The 18,776-nt window shown below is 73.8% G+C and carries 11 protein-coding genes; all 11 read right to left on the bottom strand.

Translation table 11 applies throughout. The features are described 5' to 3' along the window. Nucleotides 1-118: 118 nt before the first annotated feature. The gene (locus tag ACFC1T_RS23735) at nt 119-3,469 is read right to left on the bottom strand and encodes a S8 family serine peptidase (protein WP_375891553.1); all 3,351 of its coding nucleotides are present in this window, start codon (nt 3,467-3,469) and stop codon (nt 119-121) included. A 260-nt stretch (nt 3,470-3,729) separates the two neighbouring features. Further along, on the bottom strand, nt 3,730-3,891 hold the full coding sequence (locus ACFC1T_RS23730) for a hypothetical protein (RefSeq protein WP_350504273.1): 162 nt from the start codon (nt 3,889-3,891) through the stop codon (nt 3,730-3,732). Nucleotides 3,892-4,181: 290 nt separating this feature from the next. Continuing rightward, entirely contained in the window at nt 4,182-5,768 is a 1,587-nt protein-coding gene (serA, locus tag ACFC1T_RS23725) for a phosphoglycerate dehydrogenase (protein WP_375891560.1), read from the bottom strand. 233 nt (nt 5,769-6,001) lie between these two features. Further along, the gene (gene ilvC / locus ACFC1T_RS23720) at nt 6,002-7,000 is read right to left on the bottom strand and encodes a ketol-acid reductoisomerase (RefSeq protein ID WP_375891552.1); all 999 of its coding nucleotides are present in this window, start codon (nt 6,998-7,000) and stop codon (nt 6,002-6,004) included. Between the two features lie 105 nt (nt 7,001-7,105). Beyond that, nucleotides 7,106-7,630, bottom strand: coding sequence for an acetolactate synthase small subunit (ilvN, locus tag ACFC1T_RS23715; protein WP_097236150.1), 525 nt, complete (start codon nt 7,628-7,630; stop codon nt 7,106-7,108). A gap of 35 nt (nt 7,631-7,665) precedes the next feature. After that, complete coding sequence (locus ACFC1T_RS23710) at nt 7,666-9,513, bottom strand: acetolactate synthase large subunit (protein WP_375891551.1); 1,848 nt, start codon at nt 9,511-9,513, stop codon at nt 7,666-7,668. A gap of 329 nt (nt 9,514-9,842) precedes the next feature. Continuing rightward, complete coding sequence (locus tag ACFC1T_RS23705; RefSeq protein WP_375891559.1) at nt 9,843-12,776, bottom strand: putative bifunctional diguanylate cyclase/phosphodiesterase; 2,934 nt, start codon at nt 12,774-12,776, stop codon at nt 9,843-9,845. A gap of 477 nt (nt 12,777-13,253) precedes the next feature. Next, nucleotides 13,254-16,301, bottom strand: a complete 3,048-nt coding sequence (locus ACFC1T_RS23700) for a helix-turn-helix transcriptional regulator (RefSeq protein WP_375891550.1) — start codon at nt 16,299-16,301, stop codon at nt 13,254-13,256. A 134-nt stretch (nt 16,302-16,435) separates the two neighbouring features. Further along, nucleotides 16,436-16,594 carry a hypothetical protein gene (locus ACFC1T_RS23695; RefSeq protein WP_375891549.1) on the bottom strand — a complete coding sequence of 53 codons (159 nt, stop codon included), beginning with the start codon at nt 16,592-16,594 and terminating at the stop codon, nt 16,436-16,438. 298 nt (nt 16,595-16,892) lie between these two features. Further along, nucleotides 16,893-18,404 carry an Asp-tRNA(Asn)/Glu-tRNA(Gln) amidotransferase subunit GatB gene (gene gatB, locus ACFC1T_RS23690; protein ID WP_375891548.1) on the bottom strand — a complete coding sequence of 504 codons (1,512 nt, stop codon included), beginning with the start codon at nt 18,402-18,404 and terminating at the stop codon, nt 16,893-16,895. Between the two features lie 83 nt (nt 18,405-18,487). Then, on the bottom strand, nt 18,488-18,772 hold the full coding sequence (locus ACFC1T_RS23685; protein ID WP_375891558.1) for a hypothetical protein: 285 nt from the start codon (nt 18,770-18,772) through the stop codon (nt 18,488-18,490). Nucleotides 18,773-18,776 lie beyond the last annotated feature (4 nt).

Raw genomic sequence — 18,776 nt, 5'->3', positions numbered from 1 at the left:
ACACTGGACAGGCCGGTTCCAGGGGCGCCGCACCCCACGGCGGGGGGCCCCCCCCCCCCGGCCGGGGGGCCGCCCGGGGGGGGGCCCGCCGCCCCGCCCCTCGGGCCCTGGCGTCAGGTCACGGCAGGTCGAGCACCTGGGCCCGGCGGTCCGCCGGGTTGAGGTGGTAGAGCAGCAGGAGCCGGGAGCCGTCGCCGGGCGCGCGGTGCACGTCGAGGAAGGTGCCGGGGCCCGCCGGGGTGACCATCGCGACCGGACCGGCGAGGCCGGACCGCACGGTGAGGGCCGGGTGCAGGACGTCCAGCGGGACGGTCGGACGGGTGCCGCGCAGGCCGATCGAGGAGAAGGAGTCGGCCGGGTCGGGCGTGCCGGAGGCGGCCACGCCGGTCCAGACCCCGTACCGGACGGTGCTGTGGCCGGGCCCGACGCCGGGCAGGGCGCCCAGCCGGACCGGGAGCACCACCACGTCGCTGTCCAGCAGCTCGGTGTCGGTGTCGCCCCAGCGGGCGTTCAGCGGCTGGACGTCGAGTTCGGCGCCGGTGCGGGCGTCCAGGGCCCGGGAGACCAGGACGTCGCTGCCGCGCAGCCGGTCGGCCTTGAGGATCACGTCGGTGACGCCGTCCCCGTCGGTGTCCAGCGACACCCGCACCCCGTACAGCCCGACCGGGGTGGCCGCGGGGGCCCACAGCCGGGCTCCCACGTACAGCAGGTCGGAGTCGGCGGCCGCGCCGACGGCCCGCAGGTCCGCGACCCGGTCGCCGGGGTGTTCGACGCAGAGTTCCTGGGGCGGCTCGGCCGACTCCCCGGCGTCCTCGGGCCGGACGCCCGCGCCGGGGCCGACGGCCTTGCCGTCGCCGGGTCGGCAGTCCGGCCAGCGGGCGCCCTCGCCGCCGAGGGCGAAGGCGCTGACCAGTCCGGGCGCCGCGCCCGGCGCGGCGCTGCCGCCGAGGGTGACCAGGGTGCCGTCCCGGGGGGTCCGGGCGGAGGCGGTGACGCCGAGGTCGCCGGTAGGGCGCGGGGCGGCGAACACCGGGACCCGCAGCTGCGGCAGGGCCCCGTCGGTGACCGGGCTGAGCAGCACACGGCCGGACAGCTCGCCCCGGTAGCTGCGGGCCCGGCCGCCCTGCTCGGTGTCGATGGTCGGATCGGGCGCGCGCCCCAGCCGCCCCGGGACGGACAGCGTGACCCGCACCCGCGCGGTGCCGCCGGCCGGCACCTCCACCCGCGCCGGGCTCACCTCGAAGGCGGCGCCCGGCAGTTCGGTGGCGGCCGCGTAGCCGGTGCGGTAACTCAGCGGCACGGACGCGTGGTTGGCCAGCTCGATCTCGCGGACCAGGGCGGTCGGCCCGCCGACCTCGACCGGCCCGTAGGAGACCCCGACGCCGCCCGGCGCCGCGCCCTCCCCCGCCGCGTAGGCCACCACCGGGGTGCGGACCGCTCCGTCGACCCGGGCCCGCCCGGCGCCGGTGCGCTCGGGGCCGTAGACCGGCCCGCTGTGGTCGTCGCCGAGGTAGGTGTCCGTGCTGGTGTTCATCAGGGCGGCCTTGACCTGCTCGACCGGCCAGTCCGGGTGGGCGGCGCGGACCAGCGCGGCCAGTCCGGCGACGTGCGGGGTGGCCATCGAGGTGCCGTTCTCGCGCTGGCCGCCGGTGCCGCTGCCGACCAGGGCGGACCAGATGGTCTCCCCGGGGGCGGCGAGGTCGGGCTTGACCACGCCGGGCAGGCCGATGCCCCGGGAGGTGAAGTCGGTGAGGGTGTCGACCCGGGCCGGCTGGTTCCGCGCGACGGAGCCGTGCAGCGGATTGCCGGGCGCGGCGAGCCGGACCCGGACGTCGCCGTCGGCGGCGGCCTTCACCAGCCGTTCGCCGTCCGCGCGGCCGAGCAGGACGGCCGGGATCCGGTCGTTGCCGGAGATCTCGGCCAGGTGGTCGCTGTCGGCGGCGTAGAGCGCGCCGATCGCCCCGGCGTCGGCGGCGTGGTCGGCCCGCGGGCCGGAGTTGCAGGCCCGGTCGGGGTCGCGGGTGTTCCAGGTGAGCACCGCGATCCGGCCCTTGAGGCGCTGCTGGTCGGCCGCGCTGAACTCGGTGCAGCCGTCCGCCTGGTCGGCGGGCACGGCGAGCCCGCCGGTCACCTCGGTGGTGCTCCAGCCCTGGTAGCGCTCGCTCCAGTGGCCGGGGACGACCCCGGCCTGCGCGGCGGGGGCGAGCACGGTGATGCCGTCCACGTCGGCGTGCCCGTGCACGGAGGCGGCGACGGTGACCGCCCGCACGGCCGTGCCGGGGCTGCCGCCGATGCCGTACACGTCGCCCTCGTTGCCGGCCGCCGCGACCACCACGGTGCCCAGTTCGGCGAGCCGGTCGACGGCCAGCGCGTCGGCGTCGTCGGGGCTACCGAAGCGGCTGCCGAGCGACAGGTTGACCACGTCGAGCCGGTCGCCGAGGTCGCCGTCGCCGTTCGGGTCGGCGGCCACGTCGAGGGCCTGGGCGAGCCGGTCGGTGGAGCCGTCGCAGCCGAACACCCGGATCGCGTAGAGCTGCGCGCCGGGGGCGGCGCCGGGGCCGATCCGGAACGAGGCCGGGTCGAGCCCGGGCCGGTACGGACCGGCGTACGGGTGGCCGTCGGCGGTGACGCCGTACCCGGCGGCCGTCCCGGCGACGTGGGTGCCGTGCCCGTTGCGCACGCAGTCCAGCGGGTTGTCGCTGGGGTGCGGCACCGGCTGGTGGTTGGGGGCGGCCGGGTCGGGGTTGTAGTCGTCGCCGACCAGGTCCTTGCCGCCGACCACCTTGGCGTTGGGGAACAGCGCGGCCGGGGCGGGCTTGCCGCGCTCGACGGAGCGGAAGGCCTCCTCGGTGCCGGGGCCGCCGAAGTCGGCGTGGGTGTAGTCGATGCCGCTGTCGATGATGCCGATCCGTACGCCCCGGCCGGTGTTCCCGTCCGGCGCGGTGTCGCCGGACCAGACCTGGGGGGCTCCGGTCAGCGGGACGGAGTAGGCGTTGTCGCGCTGCTTGTTCACGATCGGGTGGACGGCCCGGACGCCGGGCAGCGCCCGCAGGGCGGGCAGCCGGTCGGCGGGGAGGCTGACCGCCAGGCCGGTGAGCAGGGTGCGGGTGCGGTAGAGCTCGCGGGCGGCGGGCGCCGACCGGTGGACGGCCCCGGCCAGCCGGTCGAGCGCGTCCCCGGCCCGGGAGCGCTGGGCGGCGCCCGCCCGGGCGGCCTCCCGGCGGACGGCGTCCGGCGAGCGCCGGGCCCGCCGGGCGCCGTCGGCGGCGCTGCGCCAGGCCGGTCCGGCCGCCTCGGTGTCGAGTTCGAGCAGGACGGAGGCCGTCCGGCCCGGTGGTCCGGCGCTGGGTGGTCCGGCGCTGGGCGGTCCGCCCGCGGCCGGGGTGGCGGCGAGCGCCGCTCCGGCGGCCAGCAGGACCAGGGTGAGGCCGATCCGGGCGACCGGTCGGCGGACGGGTGGCAGACGCACTGGTGGCTCTCCCCCGGGAGGGGGACTGATCCGCACGCCGTGTCGCAGACGCCCGCCCACGCGGACGTCGATCACCCTTCCGGGGGCCCCAAATTAGGATGATCGCGATGACGGGCGCGAGCGCCTTCCCTCGAACGGGTCCGGTTCGCACCCGATGGAGTGACGCGGCGTCAGCCCGGTCGGCCCAGTAGGCCGATCAACGCCGATCGGCGGTCCGGTCGGTGGCACCGACCGGCGGCACCGGCCGGCCGCGGCCGCGCTCAGCTGTGCCCGGTGGCGCCGCCGTTGTCCCGGCGGTCCAGCGAACGCTGCAGCGCGGCGGCGGCGAAGGGGTTCCGCTCGGTGGCCCGGCGGCGGCGCGGGGCGCGGACGGGGGTGGCGGCGGGGGCGGGGGTGGCGTGGCGGTCGGCGGTGGTGGGCATACCGGGCTCCTTGGAAGCGGCGCGCGGGCAAGCGCGGCAGGGGGTGGGAGAGGTACGCGCGGGGGCAGGGGTCGCCTGCCCGTGGGGGCGCACGCGCACACGGGCCGCACACCCTGGCTACAGGGGCGGCACACCGTATGGCCCTTCCACGGTACGACCCCGCCCCGGCCGTGTCTGCACGAATACTTGGATTTCCTAGTATCTGAGACGGCTGTCACCCGGGGGAACGCACCAGGGCCCGGACCGCCGTTGGAACGGCGGTCCGGGCCCTGGTCAGGCCGATGCGGGGGTCAGCCCAGGTCGACCGAGCGCGCGAAGCGGGCGCCGATCTCGGCGGCGATCGCCGTCAGCACGTCCTGCGGGATCTCGCTGTCGACGGTGATCGAGGCGAGCGCGCTGCCGCCGTCCCGGGCGACCTGCATGCCCGCGATGTTGATGCCCGCGTCACCGAGGTGGCGGCCGAGCACGCCGACCACGCCGGGGCGGTCCTCGTACTTGAAGAAGGCCATGTGGTCGGTGAGCGCCACGTCGACGTCGAAGGTGTCCACGCCGACGATCTTCTGGGCCTGCTTGGGGCCGGCCAGCGTGCCGGAGATGGCGATCTCCTCGCCGTTGCCGAGCGTGCCGCGCACGGTGATCACGTTGCGGTGCTCGGCGCTCTCGCTGGAGGTGGTCAGGCGGACCTCGACGCCGCGCTCCTGGGCGAACAGCGGGGCGTTGACGTAGGACACCGTCTCCGCCACGACGTCCTCGAACACGCCCTTGAGCGCGGACAGTTCGAGCACCTTCACGTCGTGCTGGGTGATCTCGCCGCGGACCTCGACGTCCAGCCGGACGGCCACCTCGCCGGCCAGCGCGGTGAAGATCCGGCCGAGCTTCTCGGCCAGCGGCAGGCCCGGGCGCACGTCCTCGGCGATCACGCCGCCCTGGACGTTGACGGCGTCCGGTACCAGCTCGCCGGCCAGCGCCAGGCGCACCGACCTGGCGACCGCGATGCCGGCCTTCTCCTGCGCCTCGTCGGTGGAGGCGCCCAGGTGCGGGGTGGCGACCACGTTGTCGAAGGCGAACAGCGGGGAGTCGGTGCACGGCTCCTTGGCGTAGACGTCCAGGCCCGCGCCGGCCACCCGGCCCTCGCGCAGGGCGGCGGCGAGCGCCTCCTCGTCCACGATGCCGCCGCGGGCGGCGTTGACGATGCGCACGCTCGGCTTGACCTTGTGCAGCGCCTCGTCGCCGATCAGGCCGATCGTCTCGGGGGTCTTGGGGAGGTGGACGGTGATGAAGTCCGAGACCTCCAGCAGCTCCTCCAGCGAGACCAGCTTGACGCCCATCTGGGCGGCCCGGGCGGCCTGGATGTAGGGGTCGTACGCGACGATCTTCATCCCGAACGCGGACATCCGCTGGGCGACCAGGACACCGATCCGGCCGAGGCCGACCACGCCGAGGGTCTTCTCGCTCAGCTCGACGCCGGTGTACTTGTTGCGCTTCCACTCGCCCTGCTTGAGCGCCGCGTTGGCCGGGGCGATGTTGCGGGCGACGGAGATCAGCAGGCCGCAGGCGAGCTCGGCGGCGGTGACGATGTTGGAGGTCGGCGCGTTCACGACCATCACGCCGGCCTTGGTGGCGGCGGCCACGTCCACGTTGTCCAGGCCGACGCCGGCCCGGGCGACCACCTTGAGCTTGCGGGCGACGGCCAGCGCCTCGGCGTCGACCTTGGTGGCGGAGCGGATCAGGATCGCGTCCACGTCGGCGATCGCGGTGAGCAGCTCGGTGCGGTCGGCGCCGTTGCAGTGGCGGATCTCGAAGTCGGGGCCGAGGGCGTCGACGGTGGCGGGCGACAGCTCTTCGGCGATCAGTACGACGGCGCTCTTGGAGGTCACAGTGCTCACGACAGTGTTGTCCTTAACTGTCCGGTTCCCCGGCGCACGTAGGTGGCGTGTGAGGGCGGGGAAGGTGGCATGGCCGCGTAGGTAGACGCACGACGCTGTGGGCCTGACGCGCACTCGGGAGTGTATCGACGGGCTGGGTACCAGGCTGCTCCCGTCCGGCGAAATCACCCGGACGAGAGCAGCCTACTTGTACAAGGAAGTTACAAAATACGGGACGAAAAGGCTCAGGCCTTCTCGTTGACCCAGCTCATCAGCGAGCGCAGCTTCTTGCCGGTGGTCTCCAGCAGGTGGTCCTCGTCGGCCTTCTTGTACTCGTTGTACTTGGGCAGACCCGCCTTGTACTCGGCGATCCAGGTCTTGGCGAAGGTGCCGTCCTGGATCTCGGCCAGGACCTTCTTCATCTCGGCCTTGGTGTCGGCGGTGATGATGCGCGGGCCGGTGACGTAGTCGCCCCACTCGGCGGTCTCGGAGACCGACCAGCGCATCTTCTCCAGGCCGCCCTCGTACATCAGGTCGACGATCAGCTTGAGCTCGTGCAGGCACTCGAAGTAGGCGATCTCCGGCTGGTAGCCGGCCTCGACCAGGGTCTCGAACCCGGCCTTCACCAGGGCGGCGGTGCCACCGCAGAGGACGGCCTGCTCACCGAACAGGTCGGTCTCGGTCTCCTCGGTGAAGGTGGTCTTGATGACGCCGGCCTTGGTGGCGCCCAGGCCCTTGGCGTAGGACAGCGCGAGGTCGAAGGCCTTGCCCGAGGCGTCCTGCTCGACCGCGACGATCGCGGGGACGCCGCGGCCCTCCTCGTACTGGCGGCGGACCAGGTGGCCCGGGCCCTTCGGGGCGACCATGCAGACGTCGACGTCCGCCGGGGGCTTGATGAAACCGAAGCGGATGTTCAGGCCGTGCCCGAAGAACAGGGCGTCGCCCGCCTTCAGGTGCGGCGCGATGTCGGCCTCGTAGACGTCGGCCTGGATCGGGTCCGGCACCAGGATCATGATGACGTCGGCCTCGGCCGCGGCCTCGGCGGGGGTGACCACGCGCAGGCCGGCCTCCTCGGCCTTGGCGCGGGACTTGGACTCCGGCTTGAGGCCGACCCGGACGTCGGCGCCGGAGTCGCGCAGGGACAGCGCGTGGGCGTGGCCCTGGCTGCCGTAGCCGATGACCGCGACCTTGCGGCCCTGGATGATGGACAGGTCGGCGTCGTCTTCGTAGAACAGCTCGGCCACGGGGGCACATCTCCTTGCGTGTTGGTGCCGGGTACGCGGTTTCCTACCGTATGCGCACCCGGCGCGGTGCGGTCGTTTACTTCAGAAGGTGAGACAGCGCTGGGGTCAGGCGCTGCGGTCGAGGGCGCGCAGCGAGCGGTCCGTGATGGAACGCGCGCCGCGGCCGATGGCGACCAGGCCGGACTGGACCAACTCCTTGATGCCGTAAGGCTCCAGCATCCGGAGCATGGCCTCCAGCTTGTCCGAGCTGCCGGTGGCCTCGATGGTCACCGCTTCCGGCGACACGTCGACGGTCTTGGCACGGAACAGCTGGACGATCTCGACGATCTGCGACCGGGTCTCGTTGTCGGCGCGGACCTTCACCAGGACCAGTTCCCGCTGGATCGCAGCGGCCTGGTCGAGTTCGACGATCTTTATCACGTTCACGAGCTTGTTGAGCTGCTTGGTGACCTGTTCCAGCGGGAGGTCCTCGACGTTGACCACGATCGTCATCCGGGACACGTCCGGGTGCTCGGTCGGGCCGACGGCGAGGGAGTCGATGTTGAAGCCCCGACGGGAGAACAGCGCGGCGATGCGGGCGAGCACGCCGGGCTTGTTCTCGACCAGGACGGAGAGGGTGTGCTTGGACATGTGGTTCCTCAGTCGTTCCGGGGTGTCTGGGGCCGTCAGTCGAGGTCGTCGCCGAAGTCGGGCCGGACGCCCTTGGCGAACTGGATCTCGTCATTGCTGGTGCCGGCCGCGACCATCGGCCACACCATCGCGTCCTGGTGGACGATGAAGTCGATGACCACCGGGCGGTCGTTGATCTCCATCGCCTGCCGGATGACCGCGTCCAGGTCCTCGGGGCGCTCGCAGCGCAGGCCGACGCAGCCCATCGCCTCGGACAGCAGGACGAAGTCGGGGATCCGGGTGCCCTGGGCCGGCGGCGCGATGCCGTCGTGCTCCGGGCCGGAGTGCAGCACGGTGTTGGAGTAGCGCTGGTTGTAGAACAGCGTCTGCCACTGCCGGACCATGCCCAGCGAGCCGTTGTTGATGACCGCGACCTTGATCGGGATGTCGTTCAGGGCGCAGGTGACCAGCTCCTGGTTGGTCATCTGGAAGCAGCCGTCGCCGTCGATGGCCCAGACCGCGGACTCCGGGCGGCCCGCCTTGGCGCCCATCGCCGCCGGGACGGCGTAGCCCATGGTGCCGGCGCCGCCGGAGTTGAGCCAGGTGCCGGGCTTCTCGAAGCGGATGTACTGCGAGCTCCACATCTGGTGCTGGCCGACGCCCGCCGCGTAGATCGCCTCCGGGCCGACCAGTTGGCCGATCCGCTCGATGACCTGCTGCGGGGAGAGCTGGCCGTCCGGGGCCGGCTCGAAGCCCAGCGGGTAGGTCTTCTTCCACTCGTCGAGCTTCTCCCACCACTCGGCGTAGTCGCCCTTGTGGCCGGCGTCGAACTCGGCCTGGACGGCGACGATCAGGTCGGCCAGCACCTCGCGGGCGTCGCCGACGATCGGCACGTCCGCCGGGCGGTTCTTGCCGATCTCGGCCGGGTCGATGTCCGCGTGCACGATCTTGGCGTACGGGGCGAAGCTGTCCAGCTTGCCGGTGACCCGGTCGTCGAAGCGGGCGCCGAGGGTGAACAGCAGGTCCGACTTCTGCAGCGCGGTGACGGCCGGGACGGAGCCGTGCATGCCGGGCATGCCCAGGTGCTGGGGGTGGCTGTCCGGGAAGGCGCCGAGCGCCATCAGGGTGGTGACGACCGGGGCGCCGGTCAGCTCGGCGAGGATCCGCAGCTCGGCGGTGGCGTTCGCCTTGAGCACGCCGCCGCCGACGTAGAGCACCGGGCGCTTGCTGCCGACCAGCAGCTTCGCGGCCTCGCGGATCTGCTTGGCGTGCGGCTTGGTGACCGGGCGGTAGCCGGGCAGGGCGGTCTCGACCGGCCAGCGGAAGGTGGTGGTGGCCTGGAGGGCGTCCTTGGCGATGTCGACCAGGACCGGGCCGGGGCGGCCGGTGGCGGCGATGTGGAAGGCCTCGGCGATCACCCGGGGGATCTCGGCCGGGTCGGTGACCAGGTAGTTGTGCTTGGTGATCGGCATCGTGATGCCGCAGATGTCCGCCTCCTGGAAGGCGTCGGTGCCGATCGCCTTGGAGGCGACCTGGCCGGTGATCGCGACGATCGGCACGGAGTCCATGTACGCGTCGGCGATCGGGGTGACCAGGTTGGTGGCACCGGGGCCGGAGGTGGCCATGCAGACCCCGACCCGGCCGGTGGCCTGGGCGTACCCGGTGGCGGCGTGACCGGCACCCTGCTCGTGCCGGACCAGGATGTGGCGCACCTTGACCGAGTCCATCAGCGGGTCGTACGCGGGGAGGATGGCCCCGCCCGGGATGCCGAAGACGGTGTCGGCACCCACGGCCTCGAGCGAGCGGATGAGCGACTGGGCGCCGGTCATGGTCTCGGCGACGTGCTGGGGAGCCTGGGCGGCCGGGGTGTCCCCGCGGCGGGGGGATGCGGCGTGCTCGGTCATCTGCCTGTCTCTTCTCGGGTTTTGCCGGCCCGGTGCTGCGGGCCCCGGTGCTGCGAGGGTGGGGTCCCGGTCCGGGCCGATCGCCGGCTCTGCCTCAATCGTCCCGCCGATTCCGACGAGTCGGACGTCTCGGGGCGGTCGGGGCCAGGGGTCTTGCGGTTGGAACAGCGTCAGTGCAACAAAAAACCCCTCGTGCCCAAGGGCATGCGAGGGGTGGCGCGTCGGTCTGTCACGAGCGGGGCTTGCGAGCCCACTCAGCCGACGCGCCCGCCAAGTACGAGAATTCGGGTGCGCATGGCAACGACCTTCCTCCCGTCCGGGGTGGCGTGTCAAGCAGGTGGGATGACCGTCTCGCCATGCGGACCGGCTCCCGGACCGGTCACGGCCCGGTGTTCGGGCAGGTCGGGGGCCCCGTGGTGGGGTACGGCACGGCCCCCCTGGGCGTCCGGGCGGCCACTCGTCCGGGTGTCCGCGGCCAGGTAGCCGCGGCGGGCGGAGAGCGTGCCGAGCGGCTTGGGCAGCGGGTAGCCGCGGCGGGCCAGCGCCCGGCGCAGCCGGGTCTCGTCCAGCGGCGGGGCGAAGGCCGAGCCCTGGCCGAACCGGCAGCCCAGCTCCTGGAGGGCGGCGACCTGCCGGGGCAGGTCCACCCCCTCGGCGGCGGTGGCCATCCCGAGGTCCCGGCCGAGCCGCAGGGCGTGCCCGGCCAGGGTGCGGCTGAGCCCGGACTCGCCCAGGTCCTGGACCAGCGTGCGGTCCAGCTTGAGCCCGTCCAGCGGCAGTCGGGCGAGCGCCCCCAGCGAGCCGCTGCCCGCGCCGTAGCCGGCCAGCCAGGTGGAGACGCCGAGTCTGCGCAGCGCGGCCAGCCGGCGGCCGAGCTCGTCCGCGAGCGGGTCCGGGCCCATCCGGGCCACCTCGATCACCAGCTCGCCGGCCGGCAGCCCGCTGTCGCGCAGCGCCGCGGCCACCGTCTCGTACAGGCCGGGCGAGCAGAGCCGCTCGATCGAGAGCCGGACGGCCACCGGGACGGGCGCCGGGGCGCCGGGGCGCCGGCCGGCCGGGTCGCGGCGGTCGGCCGCGGCCGCCACCGCCTCGTGCACCAGCCAGCGGGAGAACCGGGTGGCCGCGTCGCCGTGCTCGGCCGAGCGCATGAACTCGGCCGGGGTGAGCAGCAGCCCGCCCGCCGAGCGCCAGCGGGCCTGGGCCTCGACGGCGGTCACCGCGCCGCTGGTGAGGTCCACCACGGGCTGGTGGAGCAGGGTGAAGCCGCCCTCCCGGACGGCGACCCGCAGCCGTTCCTCCAGCTCGGTGCGGCGCTCCAGGTCGGCCCGCATCGCGGGGGCGTAGAGCACCACCCGGCCCTTGCCCTCGGACTTGGCCCGGTACATCGCCAGGTCGGCGTTGCGCATCAGCTCGTCGGCGGCGGCCCTGGGGTCGGCGGCCGGGCCGCGTTCGGGGGTGCCGAAGGCGATGCCGATGCTGGCGGCGACGCCGAGCTCGACGCCGCCGATCCAGTACGGCTCGGAGAGCGCGAGCCGCAGCCGCTCGGCCAGCTCCTGGACCTGGAGCCGGCCGAGCGGGCCGCAGACCAGCGCGGCGAACTCGTCGCCGCCGAACCGGGCCACGGTGTCCCCGCAGCGGACGGCGCCCTGCAGCCGGCGGGCCGCCTGCACCAGCAGCTCGTCCCCGACCTGGTGGCCGGCGGTGTCGTTGACCGCCTTGAAGCCGTCCAGGTCGAGGAAGAGCACCGCGATGCCGGCGCCCGTCCCGCCCTGCTGGCCGCGGGTGCCGAGGGCGCCGCGCAGCCGCTGGGCGAACAGCGCCCGGTTGGGCAGGTCGGTGAGCGGATCGTGGAAGGCGTTGTGCTGCAACTGGGCCTGGAGCATGACGCGTTCGGTGACGTCCCGGCTGTTCAGCAGCAGCCCGTCGCGGTGCCGGCTGACGGTCGACTCGACGTGCAGCCACTCCCCGATCCCGGAGCTGATCCGGCACTCCACCCGGGCCGAGGGCTCGACCGTGCCCGGGGTGCGGTGGGCGGCCAGCCGCACCCGCGCGAGGTAGCGGCGGACCTCGGCGAGCACCCGGTCCACGTCCTCGGGGTGGACCAGGTCCAGCAGGTTGCCGCCGACCAGTTCCTCCGGGTCCCGCCCGTAGACGCCGAGCGCCGCCGGGGAGACGTACGAGAGCACGCCGTTGGCCCCGGCGATCATGATGACGTCGCTGGACCCCTGCACCAGGGAGCGGAAGTGCGACTCCTTGTGGGCGAGTTCCTGGGCCAGCGAGAGGTTGTCGAGCAGCATGACGCCTTGCCTGAGGATCAGTGCCAGCCCGACGGTGCACGCGGCCGCGGCCACCACGCGGTCCAACTGCCGTCCGCCGAGGGCGTTGTAGAGGATTCCGGCGGTGCACACCGCGGCCGCCGCGTAGGGCGTGAGCGCACTGAAGGTGGTGGCCACCCGGCGGCGCGGCAGGCCGCCGGCCGAAGGGTGCTCGCGCAGCGGGCGGCGCCAGCGCGAGGACCACGGCGCCCACGCGAGCAGCAGGCTGCCGGAGAACCAGCCGGCGTCCAGCAGTTCGCCGGAGTGGTAGTTGCTGTGCAGCTCCGGGGAGGTGAACAGGGCGTCGCAGATGACCGTGACGGCGAGCGCGATCATCGCGGTGTGCACCGCCGCCCGGTTGCCGTCCCGGCCGCCGAAGCGCAGTCCCACCACCAGGCTGACCAGCAGGATGTCCAGCACCGGGTAGGCCAGGTTGAGGGCCAGCCGCAGCGGGGAGCCGTCCTCGCCGGCCGCGATCCGGCCGAGCGCCAGGCTCCAGCTGAGGGTGAACAGCGAGCCGGCGATCAGCCAGCCGTCGAGCAGCAGGCACAGCCAGCCGGCCGCCGTCCGCGGGTGCTGGGCGAGCACCAGCACGCCGGTGATGGCGAGCGGGGCGAACAGCAGGAAGGCGTACGGGGCGAGCGAGTTCTGCGGCAGCGCGGTGCGCACGACCACCTCGTACCAGCCCCAGGTGCCGTTGCCGAAGGCCACCATGAGCGAGGAGAGGCCGAACAGCAGCCAGGCCGGGCGGGCGTGGCCGGCGACCGTGCAGCCGTACACCAGGCAGGACAGCGCGGCCGCGAGGGCCGCCGCGGCGAGCCCGAAGTCGCCCATGAAGGAGGCGAGTTGGGGGGATCCCCAGCTGGTGGCGGCGCCCAGCGCATAGGCCAGGCAGAGCGCGCCGAGGACCAGGCCGGGCAGCGAGCGGCTCTCCCGGAGCCGGCCCAGCGGGCCGCGTCCGACCGGCCCCGGCGGCTCGGGCGCGGACGTGTCGGCGGGCGGCACGCCCGGTCGTCCGGATCCGGGCAGCACCGTATCGGTGGAGCTCACTCGGCCTCTCCCCCTCCGGCCCGGGGCCTGGCGCCCCGGCCACGGACCACCGGCCGCGCACCTCTCGACCGTACGCGGTGGCCTGGCGCCCCGTCGGGACGGCGGCCCAGGGGGTGGGCGGCCGTCCGGCCACCGCACCGCACCGATGCTCCCGGTCGGGACCCTACACCAATTCCGTCACTCAATGACACGCACACTCAACTTAGAGTAATGGCGACAGAGCGGGGAAAGGCACCCGATTCCGACCGATCGGCCCGGTTGGCGGCGGCGCGCGGGCAGGGGCTCACGCGGCGCGCACGGGAGCACGCAACGGCGCCCGGCCACCCGGGCAGCCCCGGCCGCCGACCGTTCGGACACGGTCGGCGACCTGCGGGTTCACCGGCCCGAGGGGGCCGGGTCGTCGGGGAACAGCCGCAGCCGGTGGGCCAGCGCGGCGGCCTCGCCACGGCCGCCGACCTCCAGCTTTCCCAGGATGTTGGACACGTGCACGCTTGCGGTCTTCGGAGAGATGTACAGCTCCTCGGCGATCTGCCGGTTGGTCCAGCCCCGGGCGAGCAGCCGGAGCACGTCCCGCTCACGGGGGGTGAGCCCGAAGGAGTCCCCGACCGCCGGGGCCGGTCCCGCCGCCGCGGCCGGGCGCTCCACCGGGGCCAGGGTGAGCCCCGCGCGCTCCGCCAGTGCGGTGACCTGGGCCGCGAGCGGCCGGTCGCCCCGGGCGGTCGCCAGTTCGCCCGCCTCGCGCAGCAGTTCGGTCGCGGCCTCGCGCCGCCCGGCCCGCACCTGGGCCTCGGCGCCGCGCAGCAGCGCGAGCGCCAGCGGGTACGGCAGCCCGGTCGACCGCAGCTCGGTGGCCGCCTCCGCCCACTGCCCGGTGGTGTCCGCGGCCGCGGCCCGGGCCAGCTCGGCCTCCAGCAGCCGGGCCCAGCCGTGGTGCAGCGGCGACTGGGGCCGCAGCTGGGTGGCCGCGGCGGCGATCGCGGTCAGCGCCTCGGCCCGGCCCGCGCCGGTCTCCGGCACGCCCAGGCTGTCCGCCTCCACCCCGGCGGCCTCCACCAGCAGCGGGTAGACGTCGGACTCGTAACCGAGCCGCCCGTCCTCCGCGAGCGCGGCGAGCAGTTCCGCCCGGGCGTCCAGCGGCCGCCCGTTGTGCGCGGCGATCCGCACCGCCAGGCGGCTGATCGGCACGCTGTGCTGCGCCTGGCCGAAACGGTTCGCCGACCGGGCCTGCGCCAGCATGGTCGCCGCGGTCGCGAAGTCCCCGCGCAGCACGGCGAGGTCGCCGCGCATCCGGTCCAGGAACTCCGCGTGGGAGCCGGGCAGGCCGATCAGCTCGCTGGCGGTGAGCAGTTCCTCCGCCTCCCGCACCTGCCCGAGGTCGGCGAGCGCCTCGACCAGGTTGCCGGTCAGGATGTTTCCGATGTTGCGCTGCAGCCCGTTGCCGTCCGCGAACTCCAGCCCCTCCCGGGCCAGTCGGACGGCCTCCTCGGCCCGGCCCAGTCCGCGCTGCATGCTGGCCAGGTTGTTGATGCCGCGCAGCAGGAGGTCCGGGATGCCCAGCGCCCGGGCCCGCTCGACCGCGGCCGTCAGCTCGGCCAGCCCGCCCTCGGCGTCGCCCAGCAGGTCGTAGCGCAGGCTGCCGAGGGTCATCCGGGCGTGCACCTCGACCGAGTGGGCGCCGACCTCCCGGGCGATCCCGATCGCCCGCTCGGCCAGTTTGAGGTGTTCGAGGCGGGGCGCCCGGACCACCGCCACGCCCGCGGCCAGGGCGAACACCTCGGCCTGGGTCGCGGACGGCGGCAGGTGCTCCACCAGCCGGTGGGCGCGGGTGATCTCCTCGTCGTCCCCGGAGCGGCGCAGGTTGCCCAGCATCCGGGCCCGGTTGATCCGGAACCAGGCCGCGCGCACCGGGTGCTCGGCCTCGTCGACCAGCCGGATGCCGCGCTTGGCCAGACTCAGCCCGCGCTCGCGGTCACCGCAGCGCCGGGCCGCGACCACCGCCTCGGCCAGCACGTCGACCAGCTGGATCCGGTCGCAGTCCGCGTCCGCGGGGCTGTGGTCGCAGGAGCCGGGCGGGTAGGTCTCGGCCCAGTCGTACGGGCGCAGGGTGTGCGCCAGCACCTCCTCGGAGACCAGGTCCCACAGCTCCAACCCCCGCTCCAGCATGCCGAGTTGCTCGGCGAAGGCGTTGCGGCGCCGGGCCGCGCGGGCGGCGTCCAGGGCGGTCGGCAGGGCCCGGGCCGGGTCGTGGGCGTGGTACCAGTAGTTGGCCAGCCGGGCGGGCAGCGCGTCGGCCGGGACGAGTTGCGGCCGGGCCTCCACGGCGAGCGCGAACTTGCGGTTGATCCGGTGCCGTTCGCCGGGCAGCAGGTCGTCCGAGACGGCCTCGCGGACCAACGCGTGCCGGAACCGGTAGCCCTCGCCCTCGCTGTCCGGACGCAGGATGTTGGCGCCGACGGCCGCCCGCAGCGCCTCGATCAGCGCCTCCTCGTCGTCGGCCAGGACGGCGGCCAGCAGGGCGTGTTCGACGTGCGAGCCGCCCTCGGCGGCGATCCGCACCACCTTCTGGGCCTCCTCGTCCAGGCTCTCCACCCGGACCAGCAGGATGTCGCGCAGCGAGTCGGTGAGGCCGGCGCCGCAGCCGTCCTCGAAGGCCGTGGCCAGCTCCTCGACGAAGAACGGGTTCCCCTCCGAGCGGCGCAGGATCCGGTCCACCAGCTGGCGGTCGGGGGCGCCGGTGCCGAGGATGCCGGCCAGCTGGGCCGCGACCTCGCGGCGGCCGAAGCGCTCCAGCTCCAGGCGCTGCACGGTGCGCAGCCGCTCCAGCTCGGCCAGGAAGGGGCGCAGCGGGTGGCGGCGGTGCAGGTCGTCGGTGCGGTAGGTGGCGACCAGCAGCACCCGGGAGCGGTGCAGGGTGCGCACCAGGAAGGCGAGCAGTTCGCGGGTGGAGCGGTCGGACCAGTGCAGGTCCTCCACGGCGAACACGAGGGTACGTTCCGCGCCGAACCGTTCGAACAGTCTTGCGGTGTGCTCGAACAGTCGGGCCCGGCCGTACTCGTCGTTGGGTTCGCCGTCCCCCTCGCCGAACTCGGAGAGCAGCCGGGCGAGATGGCCCTCGCTGCCGGCCGCGGCCGCCTCGAACTCGGCGCCCAGCGCGCGGTGCAGCCGGCGCAGCGCGGCGGCGAGCGGCGCGTAGGGCAGGCCCTCGGCGCCGACCTCCAGACAGCTGCCGAGCGTGGTGACCGCTCCCCCGTCGGCGGCCCGCTGGAGGAACTCCTCCAGCAGCCGGGTCTTGCCGATCCCGGCCTCGCCACCGATCAGCACGGCCTGCGGGCTGCCGGTGCCCGCCCGGCGCAGCGCGTCGGTCAGTTCGGTGATCTCGCTGCCGCGGCCGACGAAGACGGGACTCACCGATATCTGCTGCATGGAGGCGAGCATGCCATAGCCGGAGCCACTGGTGAGAGGGGTTATCTCGCGGGGCGAACGCCCGGAGGGGAAGGCGCTCCCCCGCGGCGCCTCCCCCTCCGGAACTGCATCGGCACCGTCCTGGTGCCGGGTCGTCAGCATTCCGTCTGACGCACGGGGCGACGCTGGAAGCGGGCGGCCACCGGACGGCGGCGCAGCCGGGCGACCTGCTTGGCCTCGCGGACCAGACGCTCGTGCTCGGCGCGGGCTTCGAGCTCGTGGGCGTGCTGCTGGATGAGCTGGTACTCGATCACTTCGGGTTCCCCCTGGGGTTTCGCCTTCGTTTCCCTGACATGTAAGAGCTTCCTCCCCCAGTGGGGGGTGCCACATCGGGAGCGTGCCCCATCTTCCGAAGGCCGAGTGCCTTAGATTCGGCGCCAGAAAAGGTTTAAGGCCCCGTCTCACCTAGATACGTAGGTGAGACGGGGCCTTAGGCCTTACTTAGGGGGCCTTAGACGCCTTAGGCGCCTTAGGAAGGCGGGCTTGACGGCCTAGGCCGCCGAGCCTTCTCAGGTGACTCAGGCCGAGACGCCCAGCTTCTCCAGGCTGTGCCTACTGGCCTTCCACGCCGAGCCGCTCCAGGATCAGGTCCTTGACCCGGGCCGCGTCCGCCTGGCCACGGGTGGCCTTCATGACCGCGCCGACCAGCGCGCCCACGGCGGCGACCTTGCCGTCGCGGATCTTGGCGGCGATCGCCTCGTTCTCGGCGATGGCCTGGTCGACCGCGGCACCCAGCGCGGAGTCGTCCGAGACCACGGCCAGGCCGCGCTTCTCGACGACCTCGTCCGGCTCGCCCTCGCCGGCCAGCACGGCCTCGATGACCTGGCGGGCCAGCTTGTCGTTCAGCTTGCCCTCGGCGACCAGCGCGGTGACCCGGGCGACCTGCGCCGGGGTGATCGGCTGCTCGCTCAGCTCGGTGCCGGTCTCGTTGGCGCGACGGGCCAGCTCGCCCATCCACCACTTGCGGGCCTGGTCGGCGGGGGCGCCGGCCGCGATGGTCTCCTGGATCGGCTCCACCGCACCGGCGTTGAGCACCGACTGCATGTCCTTGTCGGTCAGGCCCCACTCGGCCTGCAGCCGGGCGCGGCGCACCCGCGGCAGCTCCGGCAGCCCGGCCCGCAGCTCCTCGACCCACGCCCGGGCGGGGGCCACCGGCACCAGGTCCGGCTCGGGGAAGTAGCGGTAGTCCTCGGCGTTGTCCTTGATCCGGCCCGAGGTGGTGGAGCCGTCCTCCTCGTGGAAGTGACGGGTCTCCTGGACGATGGTGCCGCCGTCGGTCAGCACGGTGGCGTGCCGCTGGATCTCGAACCGGGCGGCCCGCTCCACGCTGCGCAGGGAGTTGACGTTCTTGGTCTCCGAGCGGGTGCCGAAGGTCTCGGTGCCGTTCGGGCGCAGCGACAGGTTGACGTCGCAGCGCATCTGGCCCTTGTCCATCCGGGCCTCGGAGACGCCCAGCGCCTTGATCAGCTCGCGCAGCTCGGCCACGTAGGCCTTGGCGACCTCGGGGGCGCGCTCGCCGGCGCCGACGATCGGCTTGGTGACGATCTCGATCAGCGGGATGCCGGCCCGGTTGTAGTCGAGCAGCGAGTGGGTGGCCCCGTGGATGCGACCGGTGGCGCCGCCGACGTGGCTGGACTTGCCGGTGTCCTCCTCCATGTGGGCGCGCTCGATCTCCACCCGGAAGGTCGTGCCGTCCTCCAGCTGCACGTCGAGGTAGCCGTTGAAGGCGATCGGCTCGTCGTACTGCGAGGTCTGGAAGTTCTTGGGCATGTCCGGGTAGAAGTAGTTCTTCCGCGCGAACCGGCACCACTCGGCGATCTCGCAGTTCAGCGCGAGGCCGATCTTGACGGCCGACTCCACGCCGATCGCGTTGACCACCGGGAGCGAGCCCGGCAGGCCCAGGCAGGTCGGGCAGGTCTGGCTGTTCGGCTCGGCGCCCAGCTCGGTCGAGCAACCGCAGAACATCTTGGTCTTGGTACCCAGCTCGACGTGGACCTCAAGGCCCATCACCGGGTCGTACGACGCGAGAGCGTCCTCGTAGGAGACCAGGTTCATGACGCTCACAGCGTCCCTTCTCACTTGAAGCTTGGGAGGTACGGGCCCGGCCGCCGCATCGCGCGGGGCCGGGCCGGGGCGCTCGGATCGACTCAGCCCAGCAGCACGTCGTCGGAGGCGAGCTGACGCAGCTCGCGCACCAGCAGGGCGGTGCCGGTGATCAGCGCGGCGGCGCCGACCAGGGCGTTGACCAGCTTGAGGGTGTCGCTCTCCTCGCGCGCCTTGCGGACGTCCTTGACCACGGAGATCGCACCGAACGCGCTGGTGCCGATGGACAGCCACAGCCCGGGCTTGCTGTGCTTGAACCCCTTGAGGGAGCTCTGGGCCTTGGCGGAGCTCTGGGCCTTGAGGGAGCTCGGGGCCTTGGCCTTCTCGATCTTG

This window comes from Kitasatospora sp. NPDC056076, assembly GCF_042266305.1.
In the GTDB taxonomy this organism is placed as follows: domain Bacteria; phylum Actinomycetota; class Actinomycetes; order Streptomycetales; family Streptomycetaceae; genus Kitasatospora.
The sequence above is the reverse complement of the archived record's forward strand: the minus strand, read 5'-3'. Positions and strand labels throughout refer to the sequence as shown.